Annotated in this window: 12 protein-coding genes; 5 read left to right on the forward strand and 7 right to left on the reverse strand. The window is 31.2% G+C overall.

Annotated elements, in window-relative coordinates; translation table 11 throughout:
• The 7 genes from HALO113_RS17145 to HALO113_RS17175 form a co-directional block, all read right to left on the reverse strand.
• Window positions 1-2,376 (reverse strand): TIM-barrel domain-containing protein, encoded by a 2,376-nt coding sequence (locus HALO113_RS17145; RefSeq protein WP_236554785.1) that lies wholly within the window; start codon window positions 2,374-2,376, stop codon window positions 1-3.
• A gap of 5 nt (window positions 2,377-2,381) precedes the next feature.
• Entirely contained in the window at window positions 2,382-3,320 is a 939-nt protein-coding gene (locus tag HALO113_RS17150) for an alpha/beta hydrolase (protein ID WP_159780361.1), read from the reverse strand.
• A gap of 17 nt (window positions 3,321-3,337) precedes the next feature.
• Window positions 3,338-5,170: a glycoside hydrolase family 13 protein gene (locus HALO113_RS17155; protein ID WP_159780362.1), complete on the reverse strand. Its 1,833-nt coding sequence runs from the start codon at window positions 5,168-5,170 to the stop codon at window positions 3,338-3,340.
• A gap of 49 nt (window positions 5,171-5,219) precedes the next feature.
• Window positions 5,220-7,532, reverse strand: a complete 2,313-nt coding sequence (locus tag HALO113_RS17160) for a glycoside hydrolase family 65 protein (RefSeq protein WP_159780363.1) — start codon at window positions 7,530-7,532, stop codon at window positions 5,220-5,222.
• 1 nt (window position 7,533) lies between these two features.
• Entirely contained in the window at window positions 7,534-8,190 is a 657-nt protein-coding gene (gene pgmB / locus HALO113_RS17165; RefSeq protein ID WP_159780364.1) for a beta-phosphoglucomutase, read from the reverse strand.
• Window positions 8,180-9,706 (reverse strand): MFS transporter, encoded by a 1,527-nt coding sequence (locus HALO113_RS17170; RefSeq protein WP_159780365.1) that lies wholly within the window; start codon window positions 9,704-9,706, stop codon window positions 8,180-8,182. Before HALO113_RS17170 ends, pgmB begins: the two co-directional genes overlap by 11 nt.
• Window positions 9,707-9,904: 198 nt before the next feature.
• Window positions 9,905-10,927 carry a LacI family DNA-binding transcriptional regulator gene (locus tag HALO113_RS17175; protein ID WP_159780366.1) on the reverse strand — a complete coding sequence of 341 codons (1,023 nt, stop codon included), beginning with the start codon at window positions 10,925-10,927 and terminating at the stop codon, window positions 9,905-9,907.
• Window positions 10,928-11,154: 227 nt separating this feature from the next.
• Here HALO113_RS17175 and HALO113_RS17180 point away from each other — a divergent pair, with 227 nt between their 5' ends.
• The 5 genes from HALO113_RS17180 (at window position 11,155) to HALO113_RS17200 (ending at window position 20,340) form a co-directional block, all read left to right on the forward strand.
• On the forward strand, window positions 11,155-14,247 hold the full coding sequence (locus HALO113_RS17180) for a SusC/RagA family TonB-linked outer membrane protein (protein WP_159780367.1): 3,093 nt from the start codon (window positions 11,155-11,157) through the stop codon (window positions 14,245-14,247).
• Window positions 14,248-14,257: 10 nt separating this feature from the next.
• On the forward strand, window positions 14,258-15,799 hold the full coding sequence (locus HALO113_RS17185; protein WP_159780368.1) for a RagB/SusD family nutrient uptake outer membrane protein: 1,542 nt from the start codon (window positions 14,258-14,260) through the stop codon (window positions 15,797-15,799).
• A gap of 17 nt (window positions 15,800-15,816) precedes the next feature.
• A complete protein-coding gene (locus tag HALO113_RS17190) occupies window positions 15,817-16,899 on the forward strand; it encodes a SusE domain-containing protein (RefSeq protein ID WP_159780369.1) in 1,083 nt (360 codons plus the stop codon).
• 46 nt (window positions 16,900-16,945) lie between these two features.
• On the forward strand, window positions 16,946-19,792 hold the full coding sequence (locus HALO113_RS17195; RefSeq protein ID WP_159780370.1) for an alpha-amylase family glycosyl hydrolase: 2,847 nt from the start codon (window positions 16,946-16,948) through the stop codon (window positions 19,790-19,792).
• A gap of 92 nt (window positions 19,793-19,884) precedes the next feature.
• Window positions 19,885-20,340: a hypothetical protein gene (locus HALO113_RS17200; RefSeq protein ID WP_159780371.1), complete on the forward strand. Its 456-nt coding sequence runs from the start codon at window positions 19,885-19,887 to the stop codon at window positions 20,338-20,340.
• The last annotated feature ends 272 nt before the right edge of the window (window positions 20,341-20,612 follow it).

Below are 20,612 nucleotides of genomic sequence, written 5' to 3' on the forward strand. Positions count from 1 at the left end.
TTAAAGTTGTATGTCTATTTGAACTTTTTTATCGTTTATTAAATGTGATTTTAATTCTAATATAGAACGACTTGAATTCCAAGTGTATTTTACTTTTTTATTGTCTAGTCTTACTTTTTTAGGTTTTTTAGAGATGTTGTGGACTTTTAGAGTTACTTCTTTATTGAAAGTTGAAATCATTTCATAATCAGATTCTAATCTAATTTCAATTTTTCCATTTTTAAATTTACTTCTGAATGTTAATTTTTCAAATTTTTTGTCTTCAAAAGTATTAGTGGTAAGTCCATCATCATTAAATAATTTACCTGATGAAACTTTTATAGATTCATCAAAATAAAAGTGTAAATCGAATTCATTTAAACTATAATTATCAGTGGTTTGAACTAATTTTGCCATTGGAATAAAACTACCCGCTCTGATATACGTTGGTATATGATTTTCGTTTACTTCAACAGTTTGTGTTGTGCCTCCTTTGTGTTTTTGCTCCGTATAAAAATTATACCAATTGGTCGTTTGAGGAAAATAAATTTCTTTGCTTTTTTGACCTGCTTCTAAAATAGGGTAAATTAGAAAATCATTTCCCCATAGATAACCATCTGCTTTTGTTAATAAAACTTCGTTATTATCCTCTTCGAAAAATAGAGGTCGCATTAAAGGTTTTCCTGTTTGTGTGTTTTCAAAAGCTAAGTTGTAGTTATAGGGAAGTAGTTGGTATCGCAGTTCGATAGCGCATTTTGCTAATTCTTTTGCTCTTTCACTTCTAAAAATAGGTTCTGAAGCTACATCTTCTTGAGCGTGAGGTCTGAAAATTGGATTAAACACGCCATATTGTAACCAACGAACATACAATTCATCGTCTAAATTTGCACCTGCAAAGCCACCTAAGTCGGAATGCATGTAACCAAAACCTTGCAAACCCATTTGTAATGCAATTTCAGGTTGACCAGATAAACCTCCCCAAGATCTGTTTACATCGCCACTCCAAGGAATCATTCCAAAACGTTGTGAACCAGCCGCACCAGCGCGCATTAATATAAAAGGTCTTTCATTAGGAAAATCTTTTTGGTAACCTTCAAAAATTAATTTAGCCCATTCATGCCCATACACATTATGAACTTCATCAGCTTTTCCAGCGGCAGTAAGAGCGTATGAAGGAAAAACTTCAGGTTCGCCTAAATCGCCCCATATGCCTTTAATCCCTTTTTGATGTAATTCTTTATAAATGTTCCAAAACCAATTCTTTGCTTCTGTGTTAAATACATCAATTAATCCTGTATTGCCAAAATAGAAATCCCAAGTAGCAGGTAATCCTTCTATGGTAGTGGTAAGTAATTTTTTTGATTTAGCTTCATTCCACTTATTTGCATTGGTTAAGATAAAAGGTTCCGTTATTGTGATGGTTTTTATTCCTTGTGCTTCAAAATCTGCAACCATTTTTTCAAAGTTTGGGAAACTATCTTTAAAAATTTCTAAGTTCCCCATTGTGCCTTTAATATCTTTACCAAACCAATATAAATCCAATATAATTGCATCAACAGGTATAGCATCTTCTTTGAATTTTTGAATGACTTTTCGGGCTTCTGTTTCTGAATGATAACCAAAACGTGAGGAAAAATTACCTAATGCCCATCTTGGTGGTAAAGGTTGTTTGCCGGTAAGCTTTGTGTAATTTGAAATAAGATTTTCCCAATTATTTCCTACAATTAATTGGTATGTTTTTCTACCAGAAATGGTTTCATAAGAAAGAGTATTGTCTTTTTTACTGTCAAGATCTAAAAAACCTATAGGAGCATTATCAAAATGGAGTATGTATTTTTTAGAAGAAACCACGATAGGTAATGTGAAGTTCATTAACTCCGATTTGGTTTCATAACCATAATGTGCTCTATTATATAATTGCAACCTATTTCCTCTTCTATTCATTCCTAAAACACGAGCACCACCTCCATATAGGATTTCTTCTTTAGTAAGATTAAAACATATGCTTTCTATACTGTCATTTTTTTTGTAGCCTTCCTTTTCAGAAATTATCAATTGATTTTGATTGTCTAAATACAATATTTGAAAAGGATTTTTAATTATTAAAATTTTAATTCTTGGAGTTTCAATTTTTATTTCTTTTTCGGTTTCCAAAATTTTATTTGGAAAAGAAGCATTATTGAGAACTTTAGCATAAGAATAGGGATTGAATTTTTCGTTTTTAGGGATAAAAGAAGTTTCAATAATTTCATCGGTTATATATTGAAATGCATAAGTTCCCTCATTAGTTAAAATGTTGATGTTTCCTTCTTTTTGTTGTAGCTCAATAAATTTTCGATTTGCGTTTTGAGCAAATGAAAATATAGAAATGAATAATATAATAAGTATTTTTTTCACTTTATTTATTTTCCTAACATGAATAATAGTGGAATGTCAAAGCGTTTTTGCCATGATGCTTCCGAATGATTTTCTCCTTCAAAGCGGAGATTTTTAAAATGGGTATTGTTATATCCTTTTTCGAGAAACAATTGGTTTACCGTTTCTTCGTATTGAGGGTAATGCTGGTCTAATGTTTCTGTTCCAAAATCAAAATAAAATTTATGATTTGTAGATGATGGGATATTTGCCTTTAAGTAATTGAAAAATGAACTGGGTATTGGATTTTTTTCTTCAGGATATAGACCAGGCCAATGTGTAGAGATGCAAATAGCACCGCTAAATATGCTCGGATATTCGCAAATTGCATACATAGACATTAATCCGCCCATACTCGATCCGCCAACAAATGTGTTCTCTGCTTCTTTTAAGGTGAAAAAATTAGCGTCTATATATGGTTTTAATTCCGTAACAATAAATTTTAGATAATCATCGCCTTTAAAGCTATTGTCGGTTATATTCAGTTTTTTCTTTTTTGAATCTTCAAAGAGTGAGTCTTTTACTTTTTTTGGAAGATAGTTAATTGTTTTTTTAGGATATAAATCAAAAAAGCGAAGGTCAGGAATGTTGTGAATACCAACAATGATGAAGTTTTCAACTTCTTCTTGATCCATTAGTTTTATAGCGGTTTCATCTGCCATCCATTCTTGTTTGTTCCAAGTAGTATTAGAATCAAATAAATTTTGGCCATCGTGCATATAAATGACATTGTACTTTTTTTTGTTAGAATAACCAATAGGAATCCAAATATCAACAGCTCTTGGTTTTATTAACTTTGTTGGGAAACTATCTATACGAATAATATTTCCTTTTACTTTATCTGATTTAGGTAAAATTCTAGGTTTAATTTTAACTTGTGCAAATGTCAATGTCGATAGGAATAAAATAAAAAGAAGCTTTTTCATAAAATATTTTTTTGGTTTTAATTTAACTCTAAAATTAAAACAGATTTTGCATTTATGACAATGTTATTATTTAAATCGATAATTTGATTGGATAGGATATCTTTTCCAATTTTATAACTTTTTACGTTTTCTCTAAATAGTTGTGTGTCTATGGTTTGGATTTCTGTATTATTATTTATAATTACCATAACACTTTCATGGTCATTATATCTAAAATAGGTGTAAACATTATTAAAAGGTATATAATGTTTTGTTTTTCCAGAATGTATGACACTTTTATTTTTTCTCCAATGCAATAATTTAGAGGTGAAATCAAAATATTGACGTTGTTTTTCATTTCTTTCAGAAGCGATAAATGCACTTTTTGCATCATTTATCCAGCCACCTGGAAAATCTTGTCTAATAGCGGCATCACCTTGATCTTTATTGCCACTCATCCCTATTTCAGAACCATAATACAATTGAGGAATTCCTCTTATAGTTGCAATAAGAGCTGTGGCCAATTTATAATCATTAAAATCTGGATATAGATGATTGAATCGTTGCGTATCATGATTTTCAGTAAAAATTAATATGTTTTGGGTATTAGGATATAAAAAATCATTAGTAAAATTTTCATATATTTTAATCATTCCTTTATCCCAATCCGATTTGGTTTCTTTAAAGGCATTACTTATAGCGTCATGTAAGGTGAAATCCATAACACTTGGTAAATAGGAATTGTAATTTTGAATAGCACCAATTTTACTGTCTTTTTGCCAATAGGCCATTTGTGCTTGGTCGTGCATCCAAACTTCACCTACAATATTAAAATAAGGATATTCATCAGTTATCGATTTGGTCCATTTTGAAATTGCTTCTTTGTCACAATAAGAATAAGTATCTACACGAAAGCCATCTAAATCTGCAAATTCAATCCACCAAATAGCATTTTGGATTAAGTAATTTAATACTAATGGGTTGCTTTGGTTTAGATCAGGCATAGATTTTACAAACCAACCATCCATACATAAGGAAGCATCTTTTTCAGAAGCATTAGGGTCAAATTGAGTAGTCATTCTGTAATTTGTTTGCCCATATCCAGGAAATTGATGAATCCAATCATAAGTGGGTAAATCTTTTATCATCCAATGTTCAGCACCCCAATGGTTAGTTACATAGTCCATGATAAGCTTTAAATTTTTTTTCTTCATTTCAGATGACAATCTTGCATAATCTTCATTAGTACCATATCTAGAATCTATCTTATATACATCTGATTGACCATAGGTGTGATAGGAATATTGTTTGTCATTGTCTTCACATAAAGGTGTTGACCAAATAGCTGTTGCTCCTAATTCTTGAAAATAATCTAAATGATCTATAATACCTTGAATATCTCCACCGTGACGACCACCTGGAAAGTTTCTGTTGCTTTTCTCTGATGTATCCTCTGTACTATCGTTTGAAATATCGCCATTTGCAAAACGATCTGGCATTAAGAGATAAATTGCATCCGAAGCGTCAAATCCTTTTCGAAAACGAGAATTTTCTTTCCTTTGTTTTAAACTATATTTTTGCTCAAAAGTTTTATTTCTATTTTTGAATGAGAAGACAAATTCTTGCGCTTTTGTATTTTTTGTGTCTATAGTGATAAAAAGGTAATTGGGATTTTCTGTTTTTTTTATATTGCAAATTGTAATGTCGTTTGAAACACTTACGGTATTGGTTGCAATATTTTTTCCATAAAATAAGATTTCAACTTTTGAATGAGACATATTTTCCCACCAAAATGGAGGTTCAACTCTTTCTATTTGTGCAGAAATTGTGAAACAAAAGAAAGATACTATGAATAAAAGATTCTTTTTCATTATTGTAAAAAAACCTGATAGAGTAATGTTACTATCAGGTTTATTAGTTTTATACTGTTATTAAATGGTTCGGTTCAACTGTTATTTCTTTACCAAAAACATACACTTTGATAGCTTGGTTTCCTTCTAAAGAAAATTTAGTTTCTTTTTGGCCTACTTCTACTTTAATAATTTGATTTCTGAAATTAATTTTAAATGAATATCCTTGCCATTGTGATGGAATTCTAGGTTCAAAATGTAAGGAGTTATTTTTAACACGCATACCACCAAAACCTTCCACAATACTCATCCAAGTTCCTGCCATAGAAGTAATATGCAAACCTTCATGCACTTCTTTATTGTAGTCGTCTAAATCTAAACGAGAGGTGCGTAAATAAAAAGTGTAAGCTTGTTCCATTCTACCTAAAACTGCGGCTTGAATTGAGTGAACACAAGGAGAAAGAGAACTCTCATGAACTGTAAATGGTTCATAGAAATCGAAATGCTTTTCTAATTGTTCTTTAGTGAAATGATCTTCAAAAAAATAGAATCCTTGTAGAATATCGGCTTGTTTAATATAAGGAGAACGTAAAATACGATCCCAAGACCATTTTTGATTGATTGGGCGTTGTGATTTGTCTAAATCGGATACTTTTACCAATTCTTTGTCTAAGAAACTATCTTGTTGTAAGAAAACCTCATGTTCTTCGGAATATGGGAAATACATGTTTTCGGCTACTTTCTTCCAAGAAGTTAATTCGTTATCATTAAGATTTACTTTTTGCATTATGCGAGAATAATCTGAATGATATTCGGCTTTCACTTTCAAAATTTGATCAAAAGTATAATCGATACACCATTTTGCAATGTAATTTGTGTACCAATTATTGTTTACATTGTTTTCATATTCATTTGGTCCCGTAACACCTAAAATAACATATTTGTTTTTATGTTTTGAAAAAGTAGCTCTTTGAAACCAAAAACGAGCAATACCAATTAAAACTTCTAAACCTTTTTCTGGAATATATGAATAATCACCTGTATATCTATGATAGTTGAAAATAGCAAATGCGATTGCACCATTGCGATGAATTTCTTCATGTGTAATTTCCCATTCGTTATGGCATTCTTCCCCATTCATGGTTACCATTGGATATAGAGCGGCTCCATTTTTAAATCCTAAATTGTTTTGGGCATTTTCAATAGCTTTATCCAATTGATTGTAGCGGTATTCTAACAAACTTCTAGCTACATTTTGGTTTTTGGTTGCCATATAAAAGGGAATACAATATGCTTCAGTATCCCAATACGTTGATCCACCATATTTTTCACCAGTAAATCCTTTAGGGCCAATATTTAATCGAGAATCTTTACCCAAGTAGGTTTGGTTCAATTGAAATATATTAAAGCGAATGCCTTGTTGTGCTTTTACATCGCTATTAATAGTGATGTCGCTCATTTCCCAAATTTTTGCCCAAGCTTCTTTTTGTTGGTTTAGAAGTCCATCAAATCCAATAGAATTTGCTTTTTCAAGAACTTTTTTAGCCGCAAGAATTAAATTGTCTTCCGTGTGATTTGTTGAAACAGTATAACCACCCAACTTTTGAATAGTAACTGTTTGTCCTTTTGTTGCGGCTATTTCGTACGAAAAAGAAATTTTAGTGGCTTCTTTATGTACTTCAACTGGTAAAACATTTGCATTTGAGTTGTTAACTAAAATACTATTTTGCATAAAAGTAGCTACCACAAAATTGGTTTTTAATGTACGAGCTACCACAAAAGCTTTGTTTTCATCATGTTTAATAGTTGATGTTTCCCAAAATTTTTCTTCCCAATTGGTATCTTCATTTTCAATTCCTGCATCTATATAAGGCTTAAAAACAACTTTTGCATCAGAGTTTACGGGTGTTATTTCATATTTTATCGCACCTAGTTCATCTATATCTAAGGAAAGAAAGCGAGTTACATTAACCTGAATATGTGTATTGTTGTTTAGAATAGCTTCGAAAGAACGATTGTACCAACCTTCTTTCATGTTTAATTCTCTTCTAAAATTCTTAATTTCTTTACAAGTAGCTAAATCTAGAGACTCACCATTAATCTCTACAATTATTCCAATCCAGTTAGGAGCATTTAAAACTTTGGCAAAATATTTTGGATACCCATTTTTCCACCAACCCACTTTGGTTTTATCTGGATAATAAACACCAGCTATATAGCTACCTTGAAAAGTGTTGCCAGAATAGTCTTCTTCAAAGTTAGCTCTTTGTCCCATAGCACCATTTCCAATGCTAAATAAACTTTCTGAGGATTTAACACGATCTGCATTAAATCCTTCTTCTATGATTGACCAATTATTTGGTATAATATAATCCTGATTCATTTTATTTTTTCAATAAATTGTCTAAAAAAATTGTGTCGATGAAAGTAAAGTTGGGAAACACAAAATGTGCTTCATGTAATATTTCTTTTTCACCTATTCCTATACTTGTCATTTGAGCGATATTAGCTGCTTGGATACCCGCAACAGAATCTTCAAAAACAATACAATTGGATGGAATTGCATCCATTCTTTTTGCGCCTTGTAGAAACACTTCGGGATCTGGTTTAGCATTGGTAACATCATTACCGTCTACGATAGCTTTGAAATAATGGATAATACCCGTTTTTTCAAGAATAGGTCTTGCGTTTTTGCTAGCACTTCCTAAAACAATATTTTGGTTGTACTCTTTAAGGTAATTTAAAACAGTTAGTACACCGGGTAAAATTTCAGATTGATTAATAGAATCTATATATGATAAATATTCTGAGTTTTTTTGTACAAGCCATTTTTCTTTATCTTCTGCAGATGCTTTAATGTTTCCTAATGCTAGAATGATATCTAAAGATCGAACTCGGCTTACTCCTTTTAATTGTTCATTATGTTCTGGTGTAAAATCTATTCCTAATTGAGAAGCTAATCGTTGCCATGCTAAAAAATGATATTTAGCTGTATCAACAATAACCCCATCTAAGTCAAATATGAAAGTTTTATTGCTCATTAATATTCAATTTTCTTTTAGTTTTTACGGTTAATGTTAATAATCCAGCAAAAATCATTGATAAACCGCCTATGATTAAAGCATAAATAGGTTCGTCATTAAAAAATGTATTTACTAAGAATCCTAAAATAGTTCCAGCTACAATTTGTGGAATTACAATAAAAAAGTTAAAAACACCCATGTAATATCCCATTTTATTAGAAGGTAAAGCACCAGAAAGCATAGCGTAAGGTATGGAAAGAATACTGGCCCAAGCAATACCTACACCAACCATAGCTAACAATAATCCTGTTTTATCGGATAAGAAATAAATAGAAATAAGTCCTAAACCACCTGCAACTAACGCTAACATATGAGTGAATTTATTACTGGTTCTTTTTGCAATAACAGGCAATAAAAAAGCTACTGCTGCCGCAACTCCATTATAAACTGTAAACATAACACTAACCCAATCGGCTGCGTCATTATATACTTTTGAAGTGGTATCAAAAGAGTTGAATACATGACCCGTAACAGACTTGGTCGTGTATATCCACATGGCAAATAATGCAAACCAAGAAAAGAATTGTACCCATGCTAATTGTTTCATGGTTTTTGGCATATTTAATAGGTCCGTTACAATAACAGTGAAACCATTTCTAACTTTTGCTTTTCGGAGTTGTGATACAATAATAAAAAGTATTCCAGTTACTAATAAGCCGATTGCTAAAATGTATAGTTCCTTATGTTTATTTTCTTGTTTATTAATATAGTAAACATATGTGAGAGCCATAGTTCCTACAGTTGTTAAAACAAGACCATAGTTAAATTGTTTTTTAAATGGAACTAAAGATTGACTGTTTTCAATTTTATTACTTTGATTCTCTTTATCGTTTTCAAATTGTTCTAATTCTTCTGGAGTATATTCTTTCGAGTTGAAAACTGTCCATAGCACAGCTAAAAGGAAAACAATTCCTCCAATATAAAAAGACCATTTAACAGAAGGAGGGATAATTCCTGCTGGTGCAGTATTTTCTATTCCAAACCAATTTGTGAAAACATAAGGTAAAGCAGATCCTACAACTGCACCTGCTCCAATAAAGAAACTTTGCATTGAAAATCCTAAAGTTCTTTGTCTTTCAGGTAAATTGTCACCTACGAATGCTCTAAATGGTTCCATGGAGATGTTAATAGAAGAGTCCATAATCCATAAAGTGCCAATAGCTACCCACAAAGTAGGTGAGTTTGGCATAATACATAAGGCTATTGAAGATAAGATTGCTCCCACTAAAAAGTAAGGTCTTCTTCTTCCAAGCTTAGTCCAAGTTCTGTCAGAAAAATACCCAACTATAGGTTGAACAATAAGACCTGTTAATGGAGCTGCTAACCAATAGAGTCCAATCTTATCCACTTCGGCACCCAAAGTGTCAAAAATTCTTGAAGTATTTGCATTTTGTAATGCAAAACCAAACTGAATTCCTAAAAAACCGAAACTCATGTTCCAAATTTCCCAGAAACTTAATTTACGCTTTTCCATTATCGTAATTTTATTTGATTTACGATAAGCGTTATTGCTTATCAAAACTTAATTTGTAGAAGTGTATTATAAGCTTTGATTGAGTACAAATATATATTTTATTTTATTCTAAAAATTTTTTTTAACTACTTTTTTTTCTTCAAAAAAAACAACTATTTTGTTTTAATTGTTTGATTTTTAATTATTTGTATTGAACTATCACGTTTGCGTAGATTCTCTAGAAATGAGATTTGTTTCAATTACTTCAGTACGATATGTTTCATCTTCTTCGTCTTCAGCTTCTAATCTCTCAATTAGCATTTCTGCTGCTTTTCTTCCCATTTTAACGCCATTCTGGCTTACAGTAGTAATGGTTGGGGTAGAAAATTTTGATATGATACCGTCTGTAAAAGCAATTACTGCCATTTCATTGGGTATTTTTACTCCTTTTTTTAAAGCTTCTTTAATAGCAACTACAGCAAAGAGTTCGTTAACAGCAAAAACGCCATCTATTTCTTCTTCCAAGATTAATTTCTGAATTACATCAGAACAGTTATCAATGTCTTCTATTTTTAAAATGATATCTTCATTAATTGTTATATTGTGATCAGTTAAAGCTTTTAGATAACCATCAGTTCTTAATTTACCTACACTCACATAATCTACTGTGGTAATTAAAGCAATTTTTTTTCTGCCTTCTTCTATAAGATAGTTTACGGCTTGATAGGCTGCTAATAAATCATCAATAATAACTTTGTCTGCTAGAATTTCATTGGCAACTCTATCAAACATAACAATAGGCATACCTTGATTAATTACTTCTTGTAAATGATGGAAATCTTTCTTTTGTTGTGTTTCTTTAGAAAGCGACATAATAAAACCATCTGTACTTCCGTTGGCAAGCATTTCTAAGTTGATTACTTCTTTGTCAAAAGATTCATCAGAAAGACATACAATTACATTATAACCTTGTTCGTTTGCTACTTGTTCTACACCACTAATTACAGTGGCAAAAAAGTGGTGCACAATTTCAGGGATGATAATGCCAATAGTTTTTGTTTTTTTATTTTTTAGACTTAAGGCAATGTTATTCGGTTTATAGTTGTATAGTTTTGCAAAAGCTTGAACTTTCAAACGCGTATCTTCGCTAATTTCTGGGCTATTTTTTAAAGATTTGGAAACCGTTGAAATCGATACATCTAATTCTTTAGCAATTTGTTTTAAAGTTACTTTTCTTTTCATTGCTTTTTTTGTAAATTTAATATTCTTAATAAAAGTACTCTTATTTTTTTTAGTATGGTAATTTTAATGTAAAAAAAGAGCTGTATTAATAAAGTTTTCAACACGAAAACGTTTTCGGTACAGCGTAATTACGAGCTCATTTTTTTTTACGCTTTTTTTACATAAATTTAACATTAGAAGTGAATTATAAGCAAAAATAATTAAAGATTTAACCCTAAACAAATTGTATGAAAACATTACAAAAACAGCTATTTTTTATAATGCTGGTATTTTTGCCTTTAGGTACTTTTGCACAAAACGTTTTAAAAGGTAGAGTGTTAGATAGTGCCACGCAATCCCCATTACCAAGCGTTAATATAGCAGTAGCAAATAGTACATCAGGTACGTCAACTGATTTTGATGGAAATTTTATGCTCTCAAATTTATCAGATGGTGATCAGATTGTTTTCTCTTATGTAGGTTTTGCAAAACAAACTTTTATATATAAGGGACAAAAAGAAATCACCATTTATATGGTAGAAGATGCAAATCAGTTAGAAGGAGTAGTCGTTATTGGTTATGGATCAGTTAAAAAAGAAGATGCAACGGGTTCATTAGTTTCAGTTACTTCAAAAGAATTTAATAAAGGAGCTATCGTATCGGCAGATCAATTATTAACGGGTAAAGTGGCTGGTTTAAGAATTACAACAAATGGAGGTCAACCTGACTCTGCTCCAAATATTAGAATTAGAGGAGGATCTTCATTGAATGCTAATAGTAGTCCTTTAATTGTTATAGATGGAATTCCTGTTGATAATACGACACAAGCAGGAGTAAGTAATCCATTATCGTTTATTAATCCAAATGATATAGAAAGCTTTACCGTTTTAAAAGACGCATCTGCCTCTGCAATCTATGGTTCTCGTGCTTCTAATGGAGTAATTATCATAACAACTAAGAAAGGTACATCAGGAGAAGCGCAATATAATTATTCAGCAAATGTTTCTGTGTCAAAAGTGGGTAAAAAAATAGAAGTAATGAATGGTAGTGATTTTACTAAATTTATACAACAATACCATCCTACTTATACAAATTTTTTAGGAATAGATGATCCAAATTCTACAGCTACAGATGATCTTTCTACTCCAAATGTAATAGAAGGGAGAATTTTATTTGATACAGATTGGCAAGATGCAATTTATAGAACTGCCATTTCTACGGATCATAATTTTAGCGCAAAAACAAATTTGTACAAAGTGTTACCGATGAGAGCTTCTGTATCATATACTAAAAATGAAGGAATTGTTAAAACTAATGATTATGAAAGATATAATTACTCATTAAAATTATCACCTAAATTATTTAAAGATTATTTAAAAATTGATGCTAACGCTAGATTAATAAGTGTTGTTAAAAATTCGATTGATGAAGGAGGAGCTTTAGGAGGAGCTATTAAGATGGATCCTACGAAACCTTTATATGACTACTCTTCTTCAAATAGATTTGGAGGTTATTATCAAGATTTATCAATCCATCCAAATAATCCTAGTCAATATTTAAATACAATTAGCGGGCAGTATAATCCTCTAGCACTACTAGAGCAAAGAAATAGACCCGAAAGAGTACTGAGATTTTTAGGTAATATTGAAATGGATTATAAAATGCATTTTTTACCTGAATTAAGAGCCGTATTGAATTTAGGGATTGATGCCTCTAAAGCTAGAATTCGCGAAGTATTTAGTAATAATGCTTTAGCAACATATAGAGTAATCAATAATGGTGCAGATTATGTTTTCAATCCTGGTCTTAATTATTTGGAAAATCAAAAAATGACAAATGTAACCATGGATTCTTACTTAGCCTATAGTAAAACATTTGATGGTTTTGTAAATAAATTTGATATTCAAGGTGGATATTCATATCAAAATTTTAAAAATGATGGAAATAAAGAAATCTATAGATATAATCCAAATTCAGGAATTAGAGAAGTACAGCTAAGTGAAGGAAATTTAAACAATAGATATTACAATGTTTTGAATTTGCAGTCTTTTTTTGGTAGAACCAATATAGATTTAGCAAATAAATATTTAGTTACCTTAACCTTTAGAGCAGACGGTTCTTCTTTGTTTAGAGAAGATAAAAGATGGGGTTATTTTCCATCAGCAGCAGTAGCTTGGAAATTAAAAGAAGAAAGCTTTCTTTCTGATGTTACCTTTGTGAACGATGCGAAAATAAGAATTGGAGTAGGTAAAACAGGACAACAAGATATCACAGGAACTGTAGGGTTTTATCCATCTACACCTTTGTTTAGTGTTGGGAGTAATAGTAGCCAATATTTAGATGGTTCTAACTTATATTCTGCTTTAGCATTTAATGAAGATTTAACTTGGGAAAAAACAACTACCTATAACTTAGGTATTGACTTTGATTTCTTTAAGAATAACTTTTTATCAGGAAGTTTTGATATATATAAGAAAGAAACCAATGATTTATTGGCTGAAGTTCCATTGCCACCTGGACAAGGGTTAAAAAATACTTTTATTAAAAACGTAGGTAGTACTGAAGGGAAAGGTTTTGAACTAAACTTAAATTTTAAACCAATACAAACAGACGATTTTAGATTAGAAGTGTATACCAATTTAGGTTATAGTTATGTAAAAGTAACCGATTTAAAAGATGTTGATAGAGTACCTGCTGGTGGTAATTTACCAACTGGTACAGGAGTAAATATAGCGTATCATGTAGTAGGTTTACAACCTTATTCTTTTTGGGTTTTTGAACAATTGTATGATGTAAATGGAAATGTTATACCTGGAGCTTTTGTAGATAGAAATGCTGATAATGTTATCACTAATGAAGATAGATATTATAAAGCAGTTAGGCCTAATTGGACATTTGGATTTGGATTTAATTTCAATTATAAAAATTGGGATGTAAGTTCTAGTTGGAGAGGACAATTTGGCGGACAGGTTTACAATTCAAGAATATTGACTTCTGGATGGGTTGATAGTGCTATTCCAACAAATAGTAATAGTTTATCAAACGTATTGAATTTTTATTCAGGAGAAGCCGATACAGCGTTTCAAAATTATAATGGAAACGCCACTTTTTCAGATTATTTTCTGGAAGATGCTACTTTCTTAAGATGTGAAAATATTATTTTAGGTTATAAATTTAACAAACTAATAAAAAGTTCAAGTTTAAGGGTTTATGGAGCTTTAAATAATCCTTTTTTAATCACTAAGTATTCAGGTCAAGACCCTGAAAACTTTAATGCGATTGATACTAATTTTTATCCAAGACCTAAGTCTTATACTTTTGGTTTAAGTATGGATTTCTAAAAAATACAATATGAAAAGAGTTAAATTATTAAGTTTATTTATTCTGAGTTCTGTATTGTTTTCTGGTTGTACAGATGATTTAAATACAGAACCCAAAGTAGAATTGTCATTAGAACAATTGTTACAAAAAGACCCGAATGCAATTACCGGTATCATGTCAAAATTATACGGATCATTTGCTTTGTCTGGACCAAACGGACCTGGATCTTCTGATATAAGTGATGATCCAGGAGAATCTCCTTTTTTAAGAGGGATTATTAATTTGCAAGAGTTTACTGCAGACGGTATGAAAAATCGTTGGGGAGACGATGGTTTGGATCAATTAACAACCACTTCAAGCTGGGATGAGAACAATAAGTTTTTTAGATATTTATATAATCGTGTGTATTATACTGTTCCGCAATGTAATAACTTGCTAGTGGTTCTTAATAATGTTGATGTTCCAAATGAAGAATCTATTGTAAGTGAAGTAAGATTTTTAAGATCTTTAGCGTATTACTATATGATTGATTGTTTTGGAAAAGGAGTTTTAGTTACTGAAGAGAATGTAGGTGAGTCAACACCTTTACCAGAAGCATCTAGATTAGATTTATTTAATTTTGTTGAAGCTGAATTGTTAGATATTGAAGATAAAATTGCTACAACAAATAGTTATGGAAGGGCAAATAAAGCGGTAGTGAGAATGCTACTGGCAAAATTGTATTTAAACGCTCAAGTATATACAGGTGTTGATAGATATACAGATGCATTGACATATACCAAAAAAGTAATAGCTGAAGGCGGATATACTTTAAATAATAATTTTGCAGCTAACTTTACGGGAGATAATAATACATCTAATGAGATAATTTATCCTTTAATTGCTGATCCTTTAGTAAGCCAAAGTTATGGAAATACAACCTATATTGTCAATGGTAGCTTAAACAGTGCTACCATGACATTAAGCACTTATGGTGCAACACAAGGTTGGGGAGGACATAGAGCGACAAAAGCATGGTATGGATTATTTGGAAATTTAGGAACTTCAACAGATAGTAGGGCTCAACTTTTTTGGACTAATGGTCATACTTATGAAATGACAGACTATAAAGAATGGATGAATGGATATCCATCTATTAAATTTAGAAATAATAATTATATGTCTTCTAGTGCATCAACAGATTTTTCTGGAACGGATTTTCCTTTGTTTCGATTGGCAGATGCTTATCTTATGTTTGCTGAATGTGTGGTAAGAGGCGCAAGTGGAGGTTCAATGACTGAAGCACTTGATTACGTTAATCAAGTAAGACAAAGATCAAATGCTCCAATTATTACTTCTTCTGAATTAAATCTTGATTTTTTAATTGATGAAAGAGGTAGAGAGCTTATGCTGGAAGGGCATAGAAGAAGTGATTTAATACGTTTTGGTAAATTTACTGGAGGAAGTTATTTATGGCCTTGGAAAGGAAACACGTTGAATGGTACTGCAATACCGTCAACTTATAATGTTTTTCCAATACCATTAACTGCGCTTCAGGCAAATCCAAATTTATCTCAAAATCCAGGTTATTAACATAAAATTGTTTTAAAATGAAAAAAATATTAAAAATATCAATCCTAATAGTATTACTAGCTTTTAATTTTTCTTGTGAAAATGATGAACAAGTTACTGTTCAAGCAGATGTAGACCCACAATTAGTTTCTCCTCTAAGCGGAAATGATTATGAACTAAATCCTGCAAATGCAGCAAATGAGGCAACAACATTAGTTTGGAATCATGCAAAATATTCTGTGCAAACAGAAGTTAATTATGAGGTGCAAGTTGCTTTATCTGGTACAGATTTTTCAAATTACGAAATAGCTGGTTTAACTACAAATAGATTTGTTACTTGGACAGTTGAAGAATTGAACGGTTTAATGTTAACTTTAGGTGCAACACCTTATAATGCTACAGATATCGATGTTAGAATTAAAGCATCATTAGGATCTAATGAAAGTTTAGTGTCCTATTCAAATGTTATTACCTTAGGTGTTACTGCTTATACTACTGAATTACCTAAACTTTGGCTTCCTGGTAGCTATCAAGCAGATTCAGGATATGGAAACAATTGGACACATAGTACAGCTGCTAAATTAGCTTCCGAAGGATTTGGTAATACAAATTTTGAAGGGTATGTTTATTTTGCTTCTACACAAGTATCGCCAAATGATGGTTTTAAATTTACGGATGCAGCCGATTGGAATAATGGAATTTTTGGCGATGATGGAACTTTTACTGGTGGTTTAACATCTCCTGGTGATAATATTGGGGTAACTCCTGGTTATTATAGAGTTACCGCTAATACGACGGCATTAACTTATAATATAACACAAACTACTTGGGCAATCATAGGTAACGCAACCGCTGGTGGTTGGTCAACAGATACACCGATGACTTATAACTCGACTACTAAGAAATGGTCTGTCGTAGCTACTTTGAGCACTCAAGCGGCACCAGATAATGGATTGAAATTTAGAGCAAATGGAGGATGGGATATCAATTTAGGAGATACAGATGCTGATGGTACAATGGAATACGGTGGTCAAAATATTGGAACAACTGCCGGAACTTATCTAATAGAATTGGATTTATCTAACCCAAGACAATATACTTATACATTAACACCTCAATAATAGTAAGGCTACCCAGGTAGCCTTTCTTCTTTAAAATAAATAAAAAATGAAAGAAAAATTTACGCTATTTCTTTTACTACTTACTTGTTTTGCCTTCTCACAAGTTTCTTGGCAAGCAGGAACTCCAGAGGCTAATCAATCTGCTACTTTGTTGTTTGATAAAACTGGAACTGGGTTGGCTAGCTATTCAGGAACTATTTATGCACATACTGGATTAACTGTTAATGGCACACCATGGCAAAATGTTATTGGTTCATGGGGAAATAATACTTCACAACCTGCCTTAACTTTGGTTTCTGGGAATCTATATAAATTAGATTTAACACCAACAATTTTAGCTTTTTATAGCAATCCATCAGGAAGTGTTACCAAATTAAATGTGGTTTTTAGAAGCGATAATGGTTCTCAACAAACAATTGATTTAGAATTGCCTATTGGTTCTTTTCAAACGAATTTGACAAGCCCGTATGAAAATAGTACAACCATTCTAAATTCTGGTGGAAGTCTAAACATTACTGCAAATAATACAAACGGGAATGCAAATTATACACTTTTTGCCAATGGATCAAGTATTCATACATTTACTGGTTCTTCTTATAACTATACGGATGCGAGCATAACAAGTAATAAAAATTATGAATTACAAATTTCTCAAGGTAGTGTTACCAATTCAAAATATTTTGCTGTAGTTGTTAATCCTTCAACAATTACAGAAGCGTTGCCTAATGGATTAGAAATTGGTATTAATTATAATCCTTCAGATAATACCAAAGCTACTTTAGTATTGAACGCTCCAGGTAAGGATTTTGTTTATGTGGCTGGGTCTTTTAATAACTGGAATCCAAATTCAACTTATGCTATGAAGAAAGACACTTCTTCAGAAAAATTTTGGTTAGAATTAACAGGATTAACTTCGGGGCAAGTATATACTTATCAATATTGGGTTGTTGATCAAACGCCTACAAGTAATTCACAAGCAATGGTAAAAACAGCAGATCCTTGTTCCACTTTGGTCTTATCACCTTATGATGATCCATGGATTGCTGAAACAAGTTTTCCTGGAATTACCACAACATATGCTTATCCTTCAGGACAAGAAAGGGAAGTAACCGTTCTTCAAACAGGACAAACACCTTATAATTGGCAAGTAACTAATTTTACAAAGCCAAATAAGGATAACTTAGTTGTATATGAGTTATTGGTTCGTGATTTTGATGCTGATAGAAATTACCAAGAGGTTATTGATAAAATCGATTATTTTAAAAATTTAGGAATTAATGCCATAGAATTAATGCCAGTAATGGAATTTGAAGGCAATGAAAGTTGGGGTTACAATACCGCTTATCATATGGCTTTGGATAAATTTTATGGAACCGAAAACAAATTAAAAGAATTGATTGATCTTTGCCATCAAAATGGCATAGCTGTAATATTAGATATTGCTTTTAATCATGCTTTCGGAAGAAATCCCATGGTGAGAATGTGGATGAATGATCCAGACGGTGATGGTTGGGGAAGTCCAAATACAGATAATCCTTACTTTAATACAGTAGCAAGACATACATATAGTGTAGGAGAAGATTTTAATCATGCTTCTACTTATACAAAAGATTATGTGAAACGGACTATAAAACATTGGATTACAAACTATAAAATTGATGGTTTCCGTTGGGATTTAACTAAAGGATTTACTCAAAATTGTACTAGTGGTGATGAAAATTGTACGAATGCGTATCAACAAGATCGTATTGATGTTTTAAAAGAGTATGTTGATTTTTGCTGGAATTTGGATGCGAATCACTATGCTATATTTGAGCATTTAGGTTCTGATACTGAGGAGCAACAATGGGCAAATTACAAGATTGGTGAAGGTAAAGGAATCATGATGTGGGGAGAAATGTTTTATAATTATAAAGAATTAGCTAAAGGATTTGCTACTAATGGAGACATTTCTAGAATAGGTCATGTAAGTAGAGGCTTTACGGGTAAAAGATTAATGGGTTATCCTGAAAGTCACGATAAAGATCGATTAATGTATGAAGCCGTAACATATGGTAATGGCTCCGGTTCTTATCCTGTAAATGGAAACTTAACCAATGCTCTTAATCGAATGGCTTCCTTAGGAGCAATTAGTATTTTAGTTCCTGGACCAAAAATGATTTGGCATTTTCAAGAGTTAGGTATGGATGATTCTATCTATACATGTAATAATGGTTCTGTAAATTCTGAAACCGATCCTACTCCTGGTGATTGTAAATTAGATACAAAACCACAACCTCAATGGACAGAAAATTGGCTGTCAGATCCCATTAGAAGTGGTATCTACAATAAGTATGCTAAAATGATTGCATTAAAAACTAACGAACCTGTTTTCAATGGTAGTTACACGATTAGTCCAGATGGAAATAATGTAAAGCAAAGAATTTATGTCTATGATAATAGTTTGCCAAGTACACAATTGAAAAACGTAGTTATTTTGGCTAATTTTTCAGTTGCCGATTTAACTATAAATCCTAATTTTCCTTACACAGGAACTTGGTATGATTTAATGAATAATTCTTCTATAACAGTAACTAATGTAACGACCCCTGTGACGATTCCTTCTGGACAATTCCGAATTTATGGTAATCAACAAACAGTTTTAGATGCAACATCATTTGAAAATGAAAATACAATTTTATTGTATCCTAATCCTGCAAAGAATAGTATGACTTTATCTTTAGATGCTAAAAAAGTGGAAATTTATAGTGTAACAGGTCAATTGGTAGAACGTTTTGATCGTGTATTAGCGAATCAAAATATAAATATTGAAGCGATTCAGAAAGGAATCTATTTTGTAAAAATTACAAATAATGATGACAAGATTGCAAAAAGAAAATTAATAAAAGAATAAATTATTTCAGTTGGTTAGGTTTTCTTAAGAGCCTCTTTTTAAAAAGAGGCTCTTTTTTTATACTATATTTTAAATTTTGAAGTTATATTAGTATGGAAAAGAAGCAAATTTATATTGTAATACTATTATTTGTCTTTATTTTAGGGTGTAAAACAAAAGACGTAAATACACAATACAGAGACGATTTTAGAAGTATTTCAGAAAAAGAAAAAGAAGTTTTTTTAAAACAATATCACGCTACTTCAAGTGATAAAAGCGTACTTATTTTAACTCAAGGTTATAAAGGAGAGAAAATAACGGCTAAGCAAGAGGAAAAGCCTATTTATTCCAATTATCCCATAACCAATTTAAAAACCAAATTAGCAGACTATTTTGCTTTTTCTAACGAAAGCAACCTTTTTATTTATGATCAATTCTCGAAAAAAGAAATTGTTATCCCTTCCGATAAAGCAAAAAAATATAAATTTATTTACCTTTTAAAAAAATATAAGGGTGATACTGCTGATTTTTCTATTACTTATAGTAATACGTTGCGACCATTGAAATAAATTTTTTTGTTTACATTTAACTAAAATTACAGTTTTTCTGTAATTTTAGTTAAATGTAAACTTTTTCTGTTTTTTCAGGAGTGACTAGATTATTTTTGCTATTATAAGAATCTTTAATTAATCTTTTAGTTTTTTCTTGCTTTATCATTATATAGGATTGATAATTATTTGCTTATTCATTACATGATTATTTAAATGTTTTTCATTGATTTTAGAATAATAATTTGGTCAACAAAAGAGAAAAGATTTAGTCGAAATTTAAAATAGAAATC

Source organism: Flavobacterium sp. 9AF (assembly GCF_902506265.1).
Taxonomy (GTDB): domain Bacteria; phylum Bacteroidota; class Bacteroidia; order Flavobacteriales; family Flavobacteriaceae; genus Flavobacterium.

Coding starts and splice junctions, on each gene's coding strand:
- HALO113_RS17150 (WP_159780361.1), bottom strand. CDS start 3,320: ATGAAAAAGCTTCTTTTTATTTTATTCCTATCGACATTGACATTTGCA.
- HALO113_RS17155 (WP_159780362.1), bottom strand. CDS start 5,170: ATGAAAAAGAATCTTTTATTCATAGTATCTTTCTTTTGTTTCACAATT.
- HALO113_RS17160 (WP_159780363.1), bottom strand. CDS start 7,532: ATGAATCAGGATTATATTATACCAAATAATTGGTCAATCATAGAAGAA.
- pgmB (WP_159780364.1), bottom strand. CDS start 8,190: ATGAGCAATAAAACTTTCATATTTGACTTAGATGGGGTTATTGTTGAT.
- HALO113_RS17170 (WP_159780365.1), bottom strand. CDS start 9,706: ATGGAAAAGCGTAAATTAAGTTTCTGGGAAATTTGGAACATGAGTTTC.
- HALO113_RS17175 (WP_159780366.1), bottom strand. CDS start 10,927: ATGAAAAGAAAAGTAACTTTAAAACAAATTGCTAAAGAATTAGATGTA.
- HALO113_RS17180 (WP_159780367.1), top strand. CDS start 11,155: ATGAAAACATTACAAAAACAGCTATTTTTTATAATGCTGGTATTTTTG.
- HALO113_RS17185 (WP_159780368.1), top strand. CDS start 14,258: ATGAAAAGAGTTAAATTATTAAGTTTATTTATTCTGAGTTCTGTATTG.
- HALO113_RS17190 (WP_159780369.1), top strand. CDS start 15,817: ATGAAAAAAATATTAAAAATATCAATCCTAATAGTATTACTAGCTTTT.
- HALO113_RS17195 (WP_159780370.1), top strand. CDS start 16,946: ATGAAAGAAAAATTTACGCTATTTCTTTTACTACTTACTTGTTTTGCC.
- HALO113_RS17200 (WP_159780371.1), top strand. CDS start 19,885: ATGGAAAAGAAGCAAATTTATATTGTAATACTATTATTTGTCTTTATT.